The sequence below is a fragment of the Mycobacteroides franklinii genome (genome assembly GCF_001853795.1).
Lineage (GTDB): Bacteria > Actinomycetota > Actinomycetes > Mycobacteriales > Mycobacteriaceae > Mycobacterium > Mycobacterium franklinii.
This window is the reverse complement of record NZ_MLIK01000024.1, coordinates 13948-29429: the sequence shown is the minus strand read 5'-3', so window position 1 is coordinate 29429 and position 15482 is coordinate 13948. Positions and strand designations below refer to the sequence as shown.

20 protein-coding genes are annotated in these 15482 nt (G+C 66.5%); 12 read left to right on the top strand and 8 right to left on the bottom strand.

What is annotated here, in order from left to right:
* Window positions 1–35 precede the first annotated feature (35 nt).
* Both BKG76_RS19580 and BKG76_RS19575 read left to right on the top strand, forming a co-directional pair.
* Entirely contained in the window at window positions 36–725 is a 690-nt protein-coding gene (locus BKG76_RS19580; RefSeq protein ID WP_109420913.1) for a potassium channel family protein, read from the top strand.
* Complete coding sequence (locus tag BKG76_RS19575; RefSeq protein ID WP_070939407.1) at window positions 722–1381, top strand: potassium channel family protein; 660 nt, start codon at window positions 722–724, stop codon at window positions 1379–1381. The genes BKG76_RS19580 and BKG76_RS19575 overlap by 4 nt, the downstream gene beginning before the upstream one ends.
* Before the next feature lie 6 nt (window positions 1382–1387).
* Here the strand turns inward: BKG76_RS19575 and BKG76_RS19570 are convergent, their stop codons facing one another.
* Window positions 1388–2134, bottom strand: coding sequence for a DUF3159 domain-containing protein (locus BKG76_RS19570; protein WP_070939406.1), 747 nt, complete (start codon window positions 2132–2134; stop codon window positions 1388–1390).
* Entirely contained in the window at window positions 2135–2548 is a 414-nt protein-coding gene (locus tag BKG76_RS19565; RefSeq protein ID WP_164911316.1) for an OB-fold nucleic acid binding domain-containing protein, read from the bottom strand.
* 146 nt (window positions 2549–2694) lie between these two features.
* Here BKG76_RS19565 and BKG76_RS19560 point away from each other — a divergent pair, with 146 nt between their 5' ends.
* Window positions 2695–3357: an alpha/beta fold hydrolase gene (locus BKG76_RS19560; protein WP_070939404.1), complete on the top strand. Its 663-nt coding sequence runs from the start codon at window positions 2695–2697 to the stop codon at window positions 3355–3357.
* Window position 3358: 1 nt separating this feature from the next.
* On the opposite strand, the gene sigI is transcribed toward BKG76_RS19560, so the two are convergent.
* Complete coding sequence (gene sigI, locus BKG76_RS19555) at window positions 3359–4237, bottom strand: RNA polymerase sigma factor SigI (protein WP_070939403.1); 879 nt, start codon at window positions 4235–4237, stop codon at window positions 3359–3361.
* A gap of 136 nt (window positions 4238–4373) precedes the next feature.
* On the opposite strand from sigI, the gene BKG76_RS19550 reads away from it, so the two are divergent.
* Both BKG76_RS19550 and BKG76_RS19545 read left to right on the top strand, forming a co-directional pair.
* Window positions 4374–5237: an NmrA family NAD(P)-binding protein gene (locus tag BKG76_RS19550; RefSeq protein ID WP_070939402.1), complete on the top strand. Its 864-nt coding sequence runs from the start codon at window positions 4374–4376 to the stop codon at window positions 5235–5237.
* Window positions 5238–5275: 38 nt separating this feature from the next.
* The gene (locus tag BKG76_RS19545) at window positions 5276–5680 is read left to right on the top strand and encodes a nitroreductase family deazaflavin-dependent oxidoreductase (protein WP_083338190.1); all 405 of its coding nucleotides are present in this window, start codon (window positions 5276–5278) and stop codon (window positions 5678–5680) included.
* A gap of 8 nt (window positions 5681–5688) precedes the next feature.
* On the opposite strand, the gene BKG76_RS19540 is transcribed toward BKG76_RS19545, so the two are convergent.
* Window positions 5689–6444, bottom strand: a complete 756-nt coding sequence (locus BKG76_RS19540; RefSeq protein WP_070939401.1) for a DUF3710 domain-containing protein — start codon at window positions 6442–6444, stop codon at window positions 5689–5691.
* Window positions 6444–6896 (bottom strand): dUTP diphosphatase, encoded by a 453-nt coding sequence (dut, locus tag BKG76_RS19535; RefSeq protein ID WP_109420912.1) that lies wholly within the window; start codon window positions 6894–6896, stop codon window positions 6444–6446. The genes BKG76_RS19540 and dut overlap by 1 nt, the downstream gene beginning before the upstream one ends.
* 10 nt (window positions 6897–6906) lie before the next feature.
* On the opposite strand from dut, the gene BKG76_RS19530 reads away from it, so the two are divergent.
* The gene (locus tag BKG76_RS19530) at window positions 6907–7419 is read left to right on the top strand and encodes a DUF3093 domain-containing protein (RefSeq protein ID WP_207543795.1); all 513 of its coding nucleotides are present in this window, start codon (window positions 6907–6909) and stop codon (window positions 7417–7419) included.
* A gap of 19 nt (window positions 7420–7438) precedes the next feature.
* Here the strand turns inward: BKG76_RS19530 and BKG76_RS19525 are convergent, their stop codons facing one another.
* Complete coding sequence (locus BKG76_RS19525; protein WP_005057245.1) at window positions 7439–7741, bottom strand: DUF4193 domain-containing protein; 303 nt, start codon at window positions 7739–7741, stop codon at window positions 7439–7441.
* Window positions 7742–7942: 201 nt separating this feature from the next.
* Here BKG76_RS19525 and cei point away from each other — a divergent pair, with 201 nt between their 5' ends.
* Window positions 7943–8590: an envelope integrity protein Cei gene (gene cei / locus BKG76_RS19520; protein WP_070939984.1), complete on the top strand. Its 648-nt coding sequence runs from the start codon at window positions 7943–7945 to the stop codon at window positions 8588–8590.
* Here the strand turns inward: cei and BKG76_RS19515 are convergent.
* Window positions 8587–9450, bottom strand: coding sequence for an inositol monophosphatase family protein (locus tag BKG76_RS19515; RefSeq protein WP_070939398.1), 864 nt, complete (start codon window positions 9448–9450; stop codon window positions 8587–8589). The genes cei and BKG76_RS19515 overlap by 4 nt on opposite strands.
* Before the next feature lie 138 nt (window positions 9451–9588).
* On the opposite strand from BKG76_RS19515, the gene ppgK reads away from it, so the two are divergent.
* On the top strand, window positions 9589–10392 hold the full coding sequence (ppgK, locus tag BKG76_RS19510) for a polyphosphate--glucose phosphotransferase (protein ID WP_070939397.1): 804 nt from the start codon (window positions 9589–9591) through the stop codon (window positions 10390–10392).
* Window positions 10393–10509: 117 nt separating this feature from the next.
* Window positions 10510–11937 (top strand): RNA polymerase sigma factor, encoded by a 1428-nt coding sequence (locus tag BKG76_RS19505; protein WP_236737613.1) that lies wholly within the window; start codon window positions 10510–10512, stop codon window positions 11935–11937.
* A 41-nt stretch (window positions 11938–11978) separates the two neighbouring features.
* Here the strand turns inward: BKG76_RS19505 and BKG76_RS19500 are convergent, their stop codons facing one another.
* A complete protein-coding gene (locus BKG76_RS19500; protein WP_070939395.1) occupies window positions 11979–12935 on the bottom strand; it encodes a hypothetical protein in 957 nt (318 codons plus the stop codon).
* A gap of 25 nt (window positions 12936–12960) precedes the next feature.
* Here BKG76_RS19500 and BKG76_RS19495 point away from each other — a divergent pair, with 25 nt between their 5' ends.
* From BKG76_RS19495 to BKG76_RS19485, 3 genes are all read left to right on the top strand, one after another.
* Window positions 12961–13518: a methylated-DNA--[protein]-cysteine S-methyltransferase gene (locus tag BKG76_RS19495; protein WP_165611553.1), complete on the top strand. Its 558-nt coding sequence runs from the start codon at window positions 12961–12963 to the stop codon at window positions 13516–13518.
* Window positions 13519–13593: 75 nt separating this feature from the next.
* Window positions 13594–14076 (top strand): DUF4126 domain-containing protein, encoded by a 483-nt coding sequence (locus BKG76_RS19490; RefSeq protein WP_070939393.1) that lies wholly within the window; start codon window positions 13594–13596, stop codon window positions 14074–14076.
* Window positions 14073–15449: an FAD-containing oxidoreductase gene (locus BKG76_RS19485; protein ID WP_070939392.1), complete on the top strand. Its 1377-nt coding sequence runs from the start codon at window positions 14073–14075 to the stop codon at window positions 15447–15449. Before BKG76_RS19490 ends, BKG76_RS19485 begins: the two co-directional genes overlap by 4 nt.
* The last annotated feature ends 33 nt before the right edge of the window (window positions 15450–15482 follow it).

The window sequence follows — 15482 nt, the reverse complement described above, 5'->3', positions numbered from 1 at the left end:
TATTGCGACGAAGCCGTATCCAGAAAGGTCAACCGGTGCGAGTAGTGGTGATGGGCTGCGGGCGCGTGGGCGCTGCGTTAGCCTGCGGCCTGGCCAGGATCGGCCATGAGGTGGCGATCATCGATAAGGAAGCCTCCGCGTTCAACCGGCTCGGCCCCGAGTTCACTGGCGAACGCATCGTCGGCATGGGTTTTGATCGCGATGTGCTGTTGCGGGCCGGGATCGAACGGGCCCAGGCGTTCGCCGCAGTTTCCTCCGGTGACAACTCGAACATCATCTCGGCCCGGGCGGCCCGCGAAACCTTCGGTGTCGAGCGCGTCGTGGCCCGCATCTACGACGCCAAGCGCGCCGCGGTCTACGAACGGCTGGGCATCCCCACAGTCGCCACCGTGCCATGGGCCACCGATCGGCTGCTGCACGCCCTCACCCGCGAAAGCGACACCACCAAATGGCGCGATCCGTCGGGTTCGGTGGTCGTCACCGAGCTCGCGCTGCACGAAGACTGGATTGGCAAGCGCGTCACGGCACTGGAGACCGCCACCGGCGCGCGGGCGGCCTTCATCATTCGGTTCGGCACCGGCGTGCTGCCTGACGCCAAGACGGTGATCCAGGACAGCGACGAGGTCTACGTCTCCGCGGTATCGGGCCGCGCCGCCGAGGCGATGGCCATCGCGGCCCAGCCACCGGGCGAGGATGCCGACGACGACCACGGAGGTACCCGATGAAGGTCGCCATCGGAGGCGCCGGCGCCGTCGGGCGCTCGATCGCGCGGGAGCTCATCGAGAGCCGTCATGACGTCACGCTGCTGGAACGCAACCCTGACCACATCGATCCGGAGGCGGTGCCCGAGGCTCAATGGCGGCTCGGCGATGCCTGTGAGATCAGCCTGCTGGAAGCCGAGGAGCTGCACACCTTCGACGTGGTGATCGCGGCAACGGGTGACGACAAGGCCAATCTGGTGCTGAGCCTGCTGGCCAAAACCGAGTTCGCGGTTGCCCGTGTGGTGGCCCGGGTGAACGATCCCCGCAACGAGTGGCTGTTCGACGAGGCCTGGGGCGTTGACGTCGCGGTGTCCACACCACGGATGCTGGCCTCCCTCGTCGAAGAGGCGGTCGCCGTCGGTGACGTGGTGCGACTCATGGAGTTCCGCAAGGGACAGGCGAACCTGGTGGAGATCACGCTGCCCGACGACACCCCGTGGGGCGGTAAGCCGATACGCAAGCTGGAACTGCCCCGTGACGCGGTGCTGGTGGCGATTCTGCGCGGATCACGCGTCATTCCGGCACAGCCCGACGAACCCCTTGAGGGGGGCGACGAGCTGATCCTGGTGGCCACCGCCGAGATCGAGGACGAGCTGCATCGGGCAGTGCTGCCCGAGTAGCCCGCACTAGGCGGTCGGCTCGGGCCCGACCGTCTGGTCCTGCACCGACTGATCGGTCTGACGTCGCACGTAGCGGATCACCAGCAGGGTGACCAACGCACCGACTGCCGTCAGGGGCCAGCCCATGGCGATCTTCGCCCCACCCAGCCAGGCCGTGTTCCCCGCAAGGTACAGCCACTCCTGCACAACGAATCTGACGGCGAACAACGCGATCCAGGACACTGTCGCGATATCAAAGGCCGTCACGATGCGCCGATTGCCGCGCCAGGACATGTCTCCCCCAGTCGCCCAGCTGTACGCATAGCCGACGATGGGGCGGCGGATGATGACCGACGCCAAGAACACGATGCCCCAGAAGAAGTTGGCCCAGATGCCAATGAGGAAGTAGCCCTTGGCCTCTCCGAGGAGATAGGCGATCAGCGCGCTGATACCGACACTGATGAAACCCGATACCGCAGGCTGCAGCGATTCCCGCCGTACCAGCCGCCAGATCAGGACGAGGGTCGCGGCAACCAGTGCGGAGATGATCGCGGGGATGAGCGAGGACACGCTGACCGCGACGACGAAGACGATCACCGGGATGGACGAGTAGACGATGCCCTGCCATCCGCCGGCCTGGTGCCACATCTCGTGCAGCGGTGAGCTGCCCGGTTCCTCGGGTTTGGTCCCAGGCACGCTGATCTTCAGATGCGGGCCCTCGTGCGCGTCTAGTGCACCCGAGCCCTCGGGCTCGTGTGCTGAGGTTTCCGGCACTTAGCGCTGAATCTCGTAGTACGGGTTGTGAATCACCTTGCCGCCGTTCTCCAGCTTGCCGAGGCGACCGCGCACCAGCAGGGTGCGACCCGATTCGATGCCGGGGATGCGGCGCTGGCCCAGCCAGACCAGCATCACGGTGTCGGTGCCGTCGAACAGCTCGGCCTTCACACCGGCCACACAGCCCTTGGAATTGGTTTCGACAGTACGCAGCGTTCCGCACATGGTGACTTCTTGGCCGCGTTGACAATCGATGACGCGCTGAGCACCGGTGGCGGCGGCGTCGTCACCGATTTTCTCGGCGTCTACTTGATCCAGGTCCTCCGTCAGTCGACGGGTAAGTCGACGCAGATAACCGCCGGTGGTAGCCACTTCCAGTCCTGGCCTCTCAACATGCGCAATCGGTTGATGCATCCGCCACGGTAGACCCTTGTGCCCCGCGATGCCAGGCGACCCCCGGGGTGTCTCACGCACGGGGCAAAATCAGGGGCGTGACGTCCATCAACGCTCTTCACGCACGCGGCTCATCCCCAAAACTTGATGGCCACACCGCTGTTCTGATGCCCGGTACGGGTTCCGATGACGACTTCATCAACCGGGCCTTCGGCCCCGCCCTCGCCACGGCGGGAGCGACCCTGATCGCGGTGCGCCCAGAACCGAATGACCTGGTCAACGGGTATCGGCGGGCGCTCGACCGAGCCGCTCGGGGTGGACCGATCGTGGTGGGCGGGGTGTCCATCGGCACCGCCGTGGCTCTGACGTGGGCATTGCAGAACCCCGGGGCGGCAGTGGCGGTGCTGGCGGCGATGCCCGCATGGACCGGAGCGCCGGAAAACTCGCCGGCCTCGGTGTCGGCGCGCGTCACCGCCGAATCGCTGCGCTCTGACGGGCTGGCCGCGGTAACCGCCGCGATGCAGGCCAGCAGCCCCGGCTGGCTTGCTGCCGAGCTCACCCGATCATGGGCCGTCCAGTGGCCGGGTCTACCCGATGCCATGGAGGAGGTCTCGGCCTATGTGAATCCGTCCGCCGACGATATCCGCGGGCTGACCGTGCCCTTGGCGGTGGCAGCGGCCACCGATGACCCGATCCACCCGCTCGCGGTAGGCCAGGACTGGGCGTCCTGGGCACCGCGCGCGGCGCTGCGTACCTTCACCCTGGATCAATTGGGGGTCGACCCGACGTGCCTGGGACGGGCGTGTGTCGACGCGCTCGGTGATATCTGAGTCACAGTCCACGCGCCGCGGGGTCGGCGGTGGCCTCGATCTTGAGCACCAGACCATCGCGCACCGTCAGGGTGACCACCGCGAAGAGCCGGCGCCGTGCGAAGGCAAGAAGAACCGGCTGCCCGAACGGCCCACCCACCAGCGTGGCGCCGTGCCCCAGGTACATGAGCAAGTTGGTAGCGACATCGGTGCGCCCGCGGTTGACCTGCGGCGGGGGCGCGGGATCCCCGATGATGGTGCCGATCCCCCACACGCTGGGATCTAGGACCGCCATCAACCCACTCAGGTCGCCGTGGGCGCATGCACCGACGAACTTCTCGATCAGCTGCTGGTGCTCGGCACCTGTGACATCAGTGGCCCGCGATGTGGACTGCTGGAATCGGGTACGCGCGCGCCGGGCCAGTTGGCGACAGGTGCCCACCGGGCGGCCCACCGTCGACGCGATCTCCTCGAACGGGACCCCGAAGACGTCGTGCAGGACGAACGCGACGCGTTCAGCGGGGCTCAGCGAGCGCAGCACCTCCAGCAGGGCGCCGCGCACCTCATCGTCCAGGGTGACCCGATCAGCGGGATCCTCACTCACCGAAACATGCAGTGGCGCAGATGATTCGACCATGGATGCGGCACTGGTCCGCTCGCGGCGCATCCGCGCCGAACGCAACTGATCCAGACACAACCGACCCGTCACCACCGACAACCAGGCACGCGGCTCGTCGATCTCCGCCTCGTCGGCACGTGCCAGCCGAACGAACGCCTCCTGGGCCGCGTCCTCGGCATCGCCGATGTCTCCGAGCATTTGATAGGCCAGGTTCACCAGGTACGGGTAATGGTCGCGCCAGGCCGCGTCCACCAGCGCGTCGTGAGTATTCGAAGAACTCATGCCACTACGACGATTCCGCGGCCCCGAAAGTTACCGCCGCCGCCGGTAACTTTCGGCGCTCGCGCCCCGTCGTACTCATGTGGGCCACCAACCCCGCTGAATACCATCCCGAACCTCCCGAATTGGAGTACCCGACATGACAATTCTCGTCACCGGCGCAACAGGCAATGTGGGACGCCCACTTGTCGACCTACTCGCCGCGGCAGGCGCCGACGTACGTGCGGTCACCCGGCGTCCCGCGCACGCGAACTTCTCGCCACAGGTCGCAACCGTCGAATCGGCCCGAGCCGGGCTCAGCGGCGCCACTTCGGTCTTCCTGAATTCACGAGCATTGGGAGACGATCTCCCCCACTTCGTGAATCAGGCTGTGCACGAGGGAGTTACGCGGCTCGTCGCGCTGTCCGCCATCAACTGCGAGGACGATTTCTCCCGCCAGCCATCCCGGCTTCGCGGCGACCGGAACAAGGAGGTGGAACGGTACGCCGTCGAGTCCGGGCTGGAGTGGGTGAGTCTGCGCCCGACCGTGTTCGCCTCCAACTTTCTCGGCATGTGGGGCAGCCAGCTGACGGCGGGTGATGTGATCCGTGGACCGTACGCAGCAGCCTCGGCCGCACCCATCTCCGACCGCGATATCTCCGGCGTCGCGGCCCGTGCGCTGCTCACAGACGATCTGATCGGGCAGCGCATCCCGCTGACCGGCCCACAGGCGTTCACCAATGCCGGCCTGGTCGCGGTGCTGGGGAACGTATTGGGACGCCCCCTGGAGTACCAGCAAGTTGCCGATGATCTGGTACGTCAGCGCTTCGTTGGTCTGGGATTTCCGGTGGATTTCGCCGACGCGTACCTGGCCATGCAGGCAGCCACCCTCACCGAACCGGCCGTGGTGACCCACGAGGTGGACCGGATACTCGGGCATCCCGCGGAGACATTCGCGGCATGGGCCAACAGATTTCGAGCCGAGTTCGCACCCGCCGAATTCGCGGCGCAGCAGGGACGGTGACCATGACGAGCGCGCAGCCACCCCGGTGGCTCAAACCGATGAACAAGCTCGTGCGGGCCTTTCACCGCCTCGGCATCCCCACGGGTCCGGCGATGGTGCTCACCGTCCCCGGCAGGAAAACCGGTCAGCCTCGCCCCACGCCGATCACACCGTTCGACATGGACGGCCGGCTGTTCGCTGTCGGCGGCTATCCGGGCTCGGACTGGGCGCGTAATGCCGCCGCGGCCGGTGCCGGAACGCTCACCAGAAGAAACCGCGTCCGGCACGTCAGGATCGTCACCGTGCCACCCGAGGCGGCACGACGCGTGCTGCGGGAGTTCGCCCTGAAGGTTCCGGTGGGTGTGCGGTTCGCCAAGAGCGCCGGGTTGGTGCGGCACGGAACTCCCGAAGAGTTCGAGGCGCTGGCCGGAACGCTATCGGTGTTCCGGTTCGATCCGGATTAGGTTCCGATCTAGCCGCCGGTGATGGTGGAACGCAACTGCTGCATCGCCGACCCGGAGACGCTGCGGCGTGCCACCGGCGTCGGATCATCTTGCGGCGCGGGTTCCTGGGCGAGGGCCTCGGTTTCGGCCTGGGCCATCGCCTGGGCCTGCGCCTGCTGTAGCTGCTCCAGCATCGGTGCGGGCAGCGCCACCGGCAGCGGGGTCCGCACCGGGTAGGGACTCTCATCGCGACGCACGACGGTATCGGCGACTGCCTCGCGCGCCTCCTGTGCCAACGCGTCGAAGGTCTCGGCGGGTCCTTGCAGCACACAGCGGATCATCCACCGGTAGCCATCGACGCCGATGAACCGCACGGAGCCGCCCTCGGCGACTCCGACGACCTCGCGGCCCCAGGGGCCGTCGGTGATGGAGACCTCGGCGGCTTCCTTGCGCAACGACTCAGCCAGTTCGCCGGCGATCTCACGCCACAGACCGGCGGATTTCGGGGCGGCATAGGCGGCCACCGAATAGCGCCCGTTGGGTGTCAGCACGAAGACCGCGCCGGGCGTACCCGCCGCGGTCAACTCGACCTGGATCTGCCCGGCCTCGGGCACCGGGATGAGTACCGAACCCAGGTCCAGGCGCCCGATTCCGGCATCCTCGGCGCTGTCGAAGTCCTCGATTTCGTATGGGCCGTCGAATGTTTCGTCCGGCCCCGAGCCCGACGCGGAGGCGTCGGCTGCGTCATCTAGGTCGTTGAGACCACCGCTGCGGTGTAAAGCCATCACAAACTCGCATGTCCGCCGCTAGAGCCGTGCCCACCCGCGCCTCGGGTCGTCACGGCCAGACCGGCCTCGTCAAAGGAATCCACCTCAACCAGCTCGGGCAACTCGACCTGCTGGATCAGCAGCTGTGCGATCCGATCGCCACGGGCGATGACGATCGGAGTCTCCGGATCCAGGTTGATCAGGCTGAGCTTCACCTCGCCACGGTACCCGGCATCGATCGTGCCGGGACTGTTGACGATCGAAAGGCCCACGCGCGCAGCCAGGCCCGAACGCGGATGCACTAACCCGACCATCCCACTCGGGACGGCCACGGCGATACCGGTACCCACCAGCGCCCGGCGGCCGGGTTCGATCACGACGTCCTCGGCGCTGTAGAGATCGACCCCCGCATCATCGGCATGCGCACGGGAAGGCAGGGGAAGCTCTCGATCGAGGCGAACGATCGCCAATCTCGTAGATGTGGGCACGATCGCCCAGACTACCCTTGGCCGCGTGACGGACTCCCCCAGCAACACGACCAACATCCGCTATCTCGAGCGGCTGTGGGTTCCATGGTGGTGGGCGCTGCCCGGCTTCGTTGCGGCAACGCTGATCGGGCTGGAAATCAATCAGAGCATGCGCCAGCTGCCCGGCTGGGTTCCGTACCCGATCCTGTTCGCGATCGTCGCCGGAGTCTTGTTGTGGTTCAGCAGGATCCGCGTGGAGGTCACCACCGGACCGGATGGCGCCACCGAGCTGCGCGCCGGATCGGCGCATCTACCGGTCAGCGTGATCGCCAAGTCCGCGGAGATTCCCGCGACCGCCAAGAGCGCGGCGCTCGGCCGCCAGCTCGACCCGGCGGCCTTCGTCGTGCACCGGGCCTGGATCGGCCCGATGGTTCTGGTGGTCCTCGACGATGCCGACGACCCCACTCCGTACTGGCTGGTGAGCAGCCGCCACCCCGATCGGGTGTTGGCTGCCCTACGGAGCTAGTCCTCGACTAGCTCCGCACTCAGGCCGCGCAGTCGGTGCAGATCAGCTGGCCGTTCTTCTCACTGGCCAGGCGGCTGCGGTGATGCACCAGGAAGCAGCTCGAACAGGTGAACTCGTCGGCCTGCTTCGGGATAACCCGGACCGAAAGTTCCTCGCCGGACAGGTCGGCGCCTGGTAGCTCGAACGATTCGGCGGTTTCTGCTTCATCGACATCGACCACCGCCGACTGTGCTTCGTTACGACGAGCCTTGAGCTCCTCTAACGAGTCCTCTGACACATCGTCGGCGTCGGATCGCCTCGGAGCGTCGTAGTCGGTAGCCATGCGTCCATCCCCTTATCAACATCTCGTCATCAAGCTTCTGCATAGGCGCAGCAAGGCTTTGTACCAGGCTGAAACGGACATCACAAACTATTAGTGCCCGTATCGCGCCGGTTCTTTGTGTGATTTACATCACACGGTGGTGGACGCCCCGTCTATTTCGCTGTCTGTCGCCAGGAAGTCCGCTGGCCTAGAGTGCCATCCGTGGTCGCAGACATCACCGAGGGCACCTCCGTAGACAGCTACGGACGCCCGTTCCGCCGCCGGAACTATTTGCCAGCGCTGATCCTTGGCATCGCGTTGCTGGCCGTCACCGTTTTCGCGTGGGCTTCGGCGCTCACCCGCGAAGCGCCGGTCAAAGAGGCGACGGCCTGCAACCCGCCCGCTCAGCAGGCCGAGCCCGGGTCGGGCGCCATCGGCAAGCCGGTCTCGCGCTCGGCGCTTGCGGGAACCAGCCCCGCCACACTGAACGCGGTCAAGCTGCGTGTGCTGAACGCCAACGGCCAGGCCGGCCAGGCCGGTGATGTGTCCGCCTCGCTGCGCGATCTGGGATTCCCCGCACCAACCGCCGACAACGACCCCTTCTACCCCAGCGGATCCCGCCTGAACTGCGTTGGGCAGATCCGCTTCGGAGAATCCGGATATGCCAACGCGCTGACGTTGTCGCTGGTGGCTCCGTGCGTCGAGTTCGTGGAGGACAAGCGGTCCGATGACTCCGTGGACCTGGCGCTCGGCAGCGGCTTCACCGAGCTCGCCTCCGGTAACGCGGTCACGTCGGCCCTGAACAGCCTCAAACCCGGCAGCCAGGCCAATTCGGATCTCATCAGCCGGGCGCGGCAGAGCACCTGCTAGCCGGGAATCGGCGCCATCGCGCCGATGTCGGTCAGCAGCTGCCCAAGCTCGTCGGCAATTCCGGGGGCCATCGCGGCGATGAGGGCGCCGTCGGCGCTCCGCGCGTTCGCATCGGGCAGCACCAGTACCGCACCCGCCTCGCGGGCGATGAGCGCACCCGCGGCCCAGTCCCACGGCCCCAGGCCGTGTTCGTACTGCGCGTCGACACGCCCCTCGGCCACCCCGCACAGGTCAAGGGCGGCCGACCCGATCCGCCGCACATCGCGCACCCGGGGCAATAGCTGCGCCACCAGCTGCGCCTGACGCTCGCGCCGCACCGTCGAATACGCAAAACCGGTGGCCACCAAGGCAAGATTCGTTTCGCGAACGGGATTGCACGTCAATGGCCGCTGCAGCCCATTCGCCTCGCGTACGGTCGCGCCGCCGCCTGAGGCCGCCGAGAAGACACGATCCGCCACGACGTCGGCTACCGCACCCGCCACGGACACACCGTCCACCTGAGCGGCCACAGACACCGCGTATGCCGGAATTCCGTAGACAAAATTGACGGTGCCGTCGATCGGATCGATGACCCACCGCACCTGTGGTGCGTCGCTTGCCCGCAAGGCATCTGACGTCGAGCCGCCGCTTTCCCCGTCCTCCTCACCCAGGATCGCGTCCTCAGGTCGCAGGGAGGCCAATCGCCGGCGCAGCAGCCGTTCACAGTCGGTATCGACGAGTGTCACCGGATCGGTCGCGGAGCTCTTGGTACGCACCGATGCCGTCCAGTCGACGGTGCCGCGGCGATGCCGCACGAATTCAGCGGCCTCGGACGCCAGCCGCACCGCCACCGAACGTAATGCTCCCGGATCGATTCCCACACACCTATCGCAGCACAGCCGAGAGCAACACGCGCGGCGCCCCGGTGGGCACTAGGGTGTCACTCGCATTCAGTGTGTTCCGGCTGTGTTCGCCGCCCGCGTTCGCCAGCCACGTAGACCCAGGACCAAGGAGCGCCGATGACCGCCACCGATTCCGGACCGGCCGCACCCGCAACGGGAGGCGGCGATACCGAGCAGCGTGGGTTCGGCATCGACGTCGGCGGCAGCGGCATCAAGGGCGCGGTCATCGACCTGACGACCGGCGAGATGATCGGCGAGCGGGTCAAATACCCCACTCCGCAGCCCGCCACACCGAAGGCGGTCGCAGAGACCATCGCCACAGTCGTGCGTGATTTCTCCTGGACAGGGCCCGTCGGCGTGACGTATCCCGGCGTGATCGTGCACGGCGAGGCACGCACCGCCGCGAACGTCGACAAATCGTGGCTGGGCGTCAACGTCCACGACATCATCAGCGCTGAGCTGGGCGGCCAAACCGTCACCGTGCTCAACGACGCCGATGCCGCCGGACTGGCCGAGGACCGCTACGGCGCGGGCAAGGACCAATCGGGTGTGATCGTCCTGCTGACCTTCGGAACCGGTATCGGGTCCGCCGTCCTGCACAACGGAATCCTGTTGCCCAATACCGAATTCGGGCATATCGAGGTCGGCGGCATGGAGGCCGAGCACCGTGCGGCGTCATCGGTCAAGGAAAAGAACGACTGGAGCTACAAGCAGTGGGCGCCCGAGGTCACCAAGGTCCTGGAGGCGGTGGAGAACGCGCTGTGGCCCGACCTGTTCATCGTGGGCGGCGGCATCAGCCGCAAGGCCGACAAATGGGTGCCGCTGCTGACCAATCGCACCCCGGTGGTGGCGGCTGCTCTGCAGAACAGCGCGGGGATCGTCGGCGCGGCGATGGCCGCACACGCTGGCGTTTCGCCTTAGCTTTTTCACAGGTTATGCATTCTTGTCGTTACAATGGCATTCAGATAGCCGCACGCAGGGCCACGCAGGTGCTCCCCCGCAGCGACGAACATCAAGCAGACAGCCAAATTCTCGATTTTGCATGCCCATGCGCGTCGACGAAGTAGCCAGGAAAGGGCGTACGTGGCAGCCACGAAAGCAGCTCCGGTAACGCAGGCCACCGCCGAGACACCGTTGAAGACGACCGCCGCCAAGGCAGCGCCGGCCAAGAAGGCACCCGCCAAGAAGGCGCCGGCCAAGAAGGCACCCGCGAAGGCCGCCGCCAAGGCGCCCGCGAAGAAAGCACCCGCGAAGAAGGCGCCGGCCAAGAAGGCTGCCGCGAAGGCAACCGATCCCGCCCTCGAGCCGCAGGGCAGTGCCGAAGACGCCGATATCGAGCCCGGTGAAGATCTCGAGGTTGACCTCGCCGACGACGCGGACATCGAGGCCGACCTCGCCGAGGTTGCCGCCGAGCCCGAGCCCGAGCCCGAGGCGGAAGCCGACAGCGACGAGCCCTCGGAGAAGGACAAGGCATCAGGCGATTTCGTCTGGGACGAAGAGGAATCCGAGGCGCTGCGGCAGGCCCGTAAGGACGCCGAGCTCACCGCTTCCGCGGACTCGGTGCGTGCCTACCTCAAGCAGATCGGCAAGGTGGCGCTGCTCAACGCCGAAGAGGAAGTCGAGCTGGCCAAGCGGATCGAGGCCGGCCTGTACGCGACCCAGATCGTCACCGAGCTGACCGAGAAGGGCGAGAAGCTTCCCGCCGCGCAGCGTCGTGACATGTCCTGGATCTGCCGTGACGGAGACCGCGCGAAGAACCACCTGTTGGAAGCGAACCTGCGTCTGGTGGTATCGCTGGCCAAGCGGTACACCGGCCGTGGCATGGCGTTCCTGGACCTCATCCAGGAAGGCAACCTGGGCCTGATCCGTGCGGTCGAGAAGTTCGACTACACAAAGGGTTACAAGTTCTCGACGTACGCCACCTGGTGGATTCGCCAGGCCATCACCCGCGCGATGGCCGACCAGGCCCGCACCATCCGTATCCCGGTGCACATGGTCGAGGTCATCAACAAGCTCGGCCGCATCCAGCGCGAGCTGCTGCAGGACCTGGGTCGCGAACCCACGCCCGAAGAGCTGGCCAAGGAAATGGACATCACGCCGGAGAAGGTGCTGGAGATCCAGCAGTACGCGCGTGAACCCATCTCGCTGGACCAGACCATCGGTGACGAGGGCGATTCGCAGCTCGGCGATTTCATCGAAGACAGTGAAGCCGTTGTCGCCGTGGATGCGGTGTCCTTCACCCTGTTGCAGGATCAGCTGCAGTCGGTGCTGGAGACGCTCTCCGAGCGTGAGGCCGGCGTGGTGCGTCTGCGGTTCGGTCTCACCGACGGCCAACCGCGCACCCTCGACGAGATCGGTCAGGTGTACGGGGTCACCCGTGAGCGCATCCGGCAGATCGAATCCAAGACCATGTCGAAGCTGCGCCACCCGAGCCGGTCACAGGTGCTGCGGGACTACCTCGACTAGTCCCCTTCCGCGCGGGCGGGGACGGCTCCCTTCCCGAACGATCAGCGCGGGCAGGTGTCGAATCGCTCTCGGACGCGTTTCTGCAGGTCGATCGCGTCCGGGGTGAAGTACTTCGGGTCCGGTTGACCCTGGTCGTTGGGTCCGTAGCTGCAGGCACCCACCGAGACCTCACCGTGGAAGGTCGGCTCGTTCCGATCCTGCGGACCGTCCTGTGCTCCCCAGAGAAGACTCATGGGTCGGTCCTTGTCGGCACCCGACGCCGCAATGGTGGCGACGATGTCCTCGTACGCCCTCTCGCGATGGCGGACATCCGCGGTCAACCGCGTCAGGTATCCCTGTTTCCCGATCCAGACACCGTCGAGTGTGACCGGCATCCGGTCGAGCTGCTCGCGGATCGCCCTCTCACGGTTCACGGGAAACGGAAATTCGACATCCCAGAGTGGCTCGCTGCTGGCCTGTTTCGGCTTGAGCACCACCTCGACCTGCCCGCCGCCGACCGCGGTGCGCACCCGGGCCAGCGCCTCAGGGACCGGCATCGTCAGATCGGTGATATCGATCCCCGAGTACTGCTCGATTGTTTCGTCGGGGAAGGCGGCCTCCACGCCCCGGAGCTGGTCGACCTGGGTGGTCAGTGCGACCAGATTCGGATCACCGCCAATTCTGACGACCAGCCGCTGACGTGGTGTGACCGTGATGTTGGTCCATTGGTAGAACCCGTCGAAATCCTGGCCCTTCAACCGTCCGAGGGCGCTGACCACATCGCCGATCTGTGACGCGGTGGCCGTCGGCATCGCCACATCGATGCCCAGCGTCGCTCCCCGCGCGAAGGCGTTTTCGTAGGACACCGATGCCGAATCCACGCCGGGCATCTGTGTGATCGCCGATTCCAGACGGGCGGCTTCCTCATGGCGGTCCGGCGCGCCCGTACAACCGACAACCACCGCCAGCAGCCCCACGGCGACGGCCAAACCCCTGGCACGATGCCCCGCCCCGACCATGGCGACCAGCCTAGCCATCCTGTCGGTGCCGGACGGCATACTCGGCACCGTGAGCACCCTCGGCCATTGCCTGTTCCACACCGCGATCGGCACCTGCGCCATCGCGTGGAGCGCCGAGGGTGTCGTGGCACTTCAGCTTCCGGAGGGCGATGACGCATCCACCGTGGCCAGGATCCGGCGCCCCGGCGGCGACAAACTTGCACCGCCTCCGTTCGTATCTGACGCGATTGACGGTATTCGACGCGTCCTCGCCGGCGAGGACGACGATCTGCAGTGGATCCCGCTGGATCTGGACGGCACCACCGATTTCGATCGTGAGGTGTACACGGCGACGCGCGCCATCGGGCCGGGTAAGACCCGCAGCTACGGTGAGGTGGCGGCGATCGTCGGTGCGCCGGGTGCCGCGCAGGCCGTCGGACAGTCGTTGGGGCGCAATCCTATTCCACTGATCGTCCCGTGCCACCGGGTGCTCGCCGCCGATCACAGCCTGCATGGCTTCTCCGCTTACGGCGGTGTCATGACCAAACGCGAACTGCTCAGACTCGAGCACGCCCCGGGTTTCGATGACCCCACCCTGTTCTGAAGCGAAAGCCACATCGCGGGTCTACGCTCGAGCCCAGCTCTAGCAAGATCACCGGCTTACGCATCGGGAGAACCCATGACAGGTCTGTATGTAGCTGCGCTCCTCATCGGAATCGTCGCCGGTTTGCGCGCGATGACTCCACTGGCCGTCTTGAGCTGGGCCGCATTCGCCAAATGCCTTCTCGTGGAAGGCACCTGGGCATCGTTCCTGGCGAGCCTGATCGTGGCCATCATCGCCACGGTGCTGGCGGTCGGCGAGATCGTCAACGACAAACTGCCCAAGACACCGAGCCGCAAGGCACCACCCGCGTTCGCGGCACGGGTCGCGCTGGGCGCGTTCTACGGTGCGGTATTCGGCACGCTGGCCGACGGCACCAGCCCCGGGCTCATCATCGGCCTGGTACTCGGCGCGGCCGGAGCGGTCATCGGCACGCTCGGCGGGGCGTGGGCCCGCGGCCAGCTGGCCGTGGCCTTCGGAAAGGATCTGCCCGCCGCGCTCACCGAGGACGCGGTCACCGTCGCTGCGGCGCTGGCGATCACCTTGGCGCTGGCCGCGTGAGCACTCACTTTGATGCCGTCGTCGTGGGCGCCGGTCAGGCCGGCCCGTCGCTGGCCGCCCGTCTGCGTGGCGCGGGGATGACGGTGGCGATCGTGGAGCGACACCTGTTCGGCGGTACCTGTGTCAATACCGGCTGCCGGCCCACCAAGGCGCTCGTCGCCAGTGCGCATGCCGCCCACATGGCACGTAACGCGGCACGCTGGGGAGTCGTCGTCGGTGGTTCGGTAGATATGAACATGGCCCGGGTGAGAGAACGGAAGGATTCGGTGATTCTGCCGTCGCGCAACGGCGGCGAGAAGTGGCTCAAGGATCTCGGCTGCACGGTCTACCACGAGCACGCTCGCTTCACATCCCCCACCGAATTGGCTGTGGGCGATGAAACCATTTCCGCCGAAAGGATTTTCCTGAACGTCGGCGGCCGCGCGGTGGTGCCGGACTGGCCCGGTGTCGACGATGTTCCCGTCTTCACCAACAGCTCACTGATCGAGTACGACGGCATCCCCGAACATCTGGTCGTGATCGGCGGCAGCTATGTCGGACTGGAATTCGCGCAGATCTACCGCCGGTTCGGCAGCCAGGTCACGGTGGTGCACCGCGGCCCACGGCTCGTGGAGCGCGAAGACCCGGCCGCGTCGGCGATCATTCAGGAATTCCTGGAGCGTGAGGGAATCTCCTTCCGCCTCAACGCCTCCTGTATCAACTTGGCGCGCCACGACGGCGGGGTCGCCGTCGGTGTCGACTGCACGCACGGCGCACCCGAGGTGGTCGGGTCTCATGTGTTGGTGGCGGTGGGGCGGCGGCCGAACACCGACGACTTGGGACTGGAGAACGCCGGGGTGTCCACCGACGACCGTGGGTACGTCACGGTGGACGACCAGTTACGCACGACCGCGCCGGGAATCTGGGCGCTGGGAGACTGCAACGGCCGTGGCGCATTCACCCACACCTCGTACAACGACTTCGAGATCGTCGCCGCGAACCTGCTCGACGACGATCCGCGCCGGGTCACCGACAGGCTCCCCTGCTATGCCCTGTACACCGATCCACCGCTGGGCCGGGTAGGCATGACCGAGACGCAGGCCCGCGCGTCGGGGCGCTCCGTGCTTGTCGGGCACAAACCGATGAGTCAGGTGGGCCGCGCCATCGAGAAGGGCGAGACCGACGGTTACATGCAGGTTTTGGTCGATGCCGACACCGATCTCATTCTCGGCGCGACGATCCTGGGAGTGGGCGGCGATGAGGTGGTGCACTGTCTGCTCGACACGATGCAGTACGGCGTGCCCGCACGGCAGCTTCAGCGCACCGTGCATATCCATCCCACCGTGGCGGAGTTTCTGCCGACGGTCTTGGGTGAGCTTCAGCCGCTCGTTTGACCTCAAGTGCACGTGAGGTTCTAGCCTCGGGGA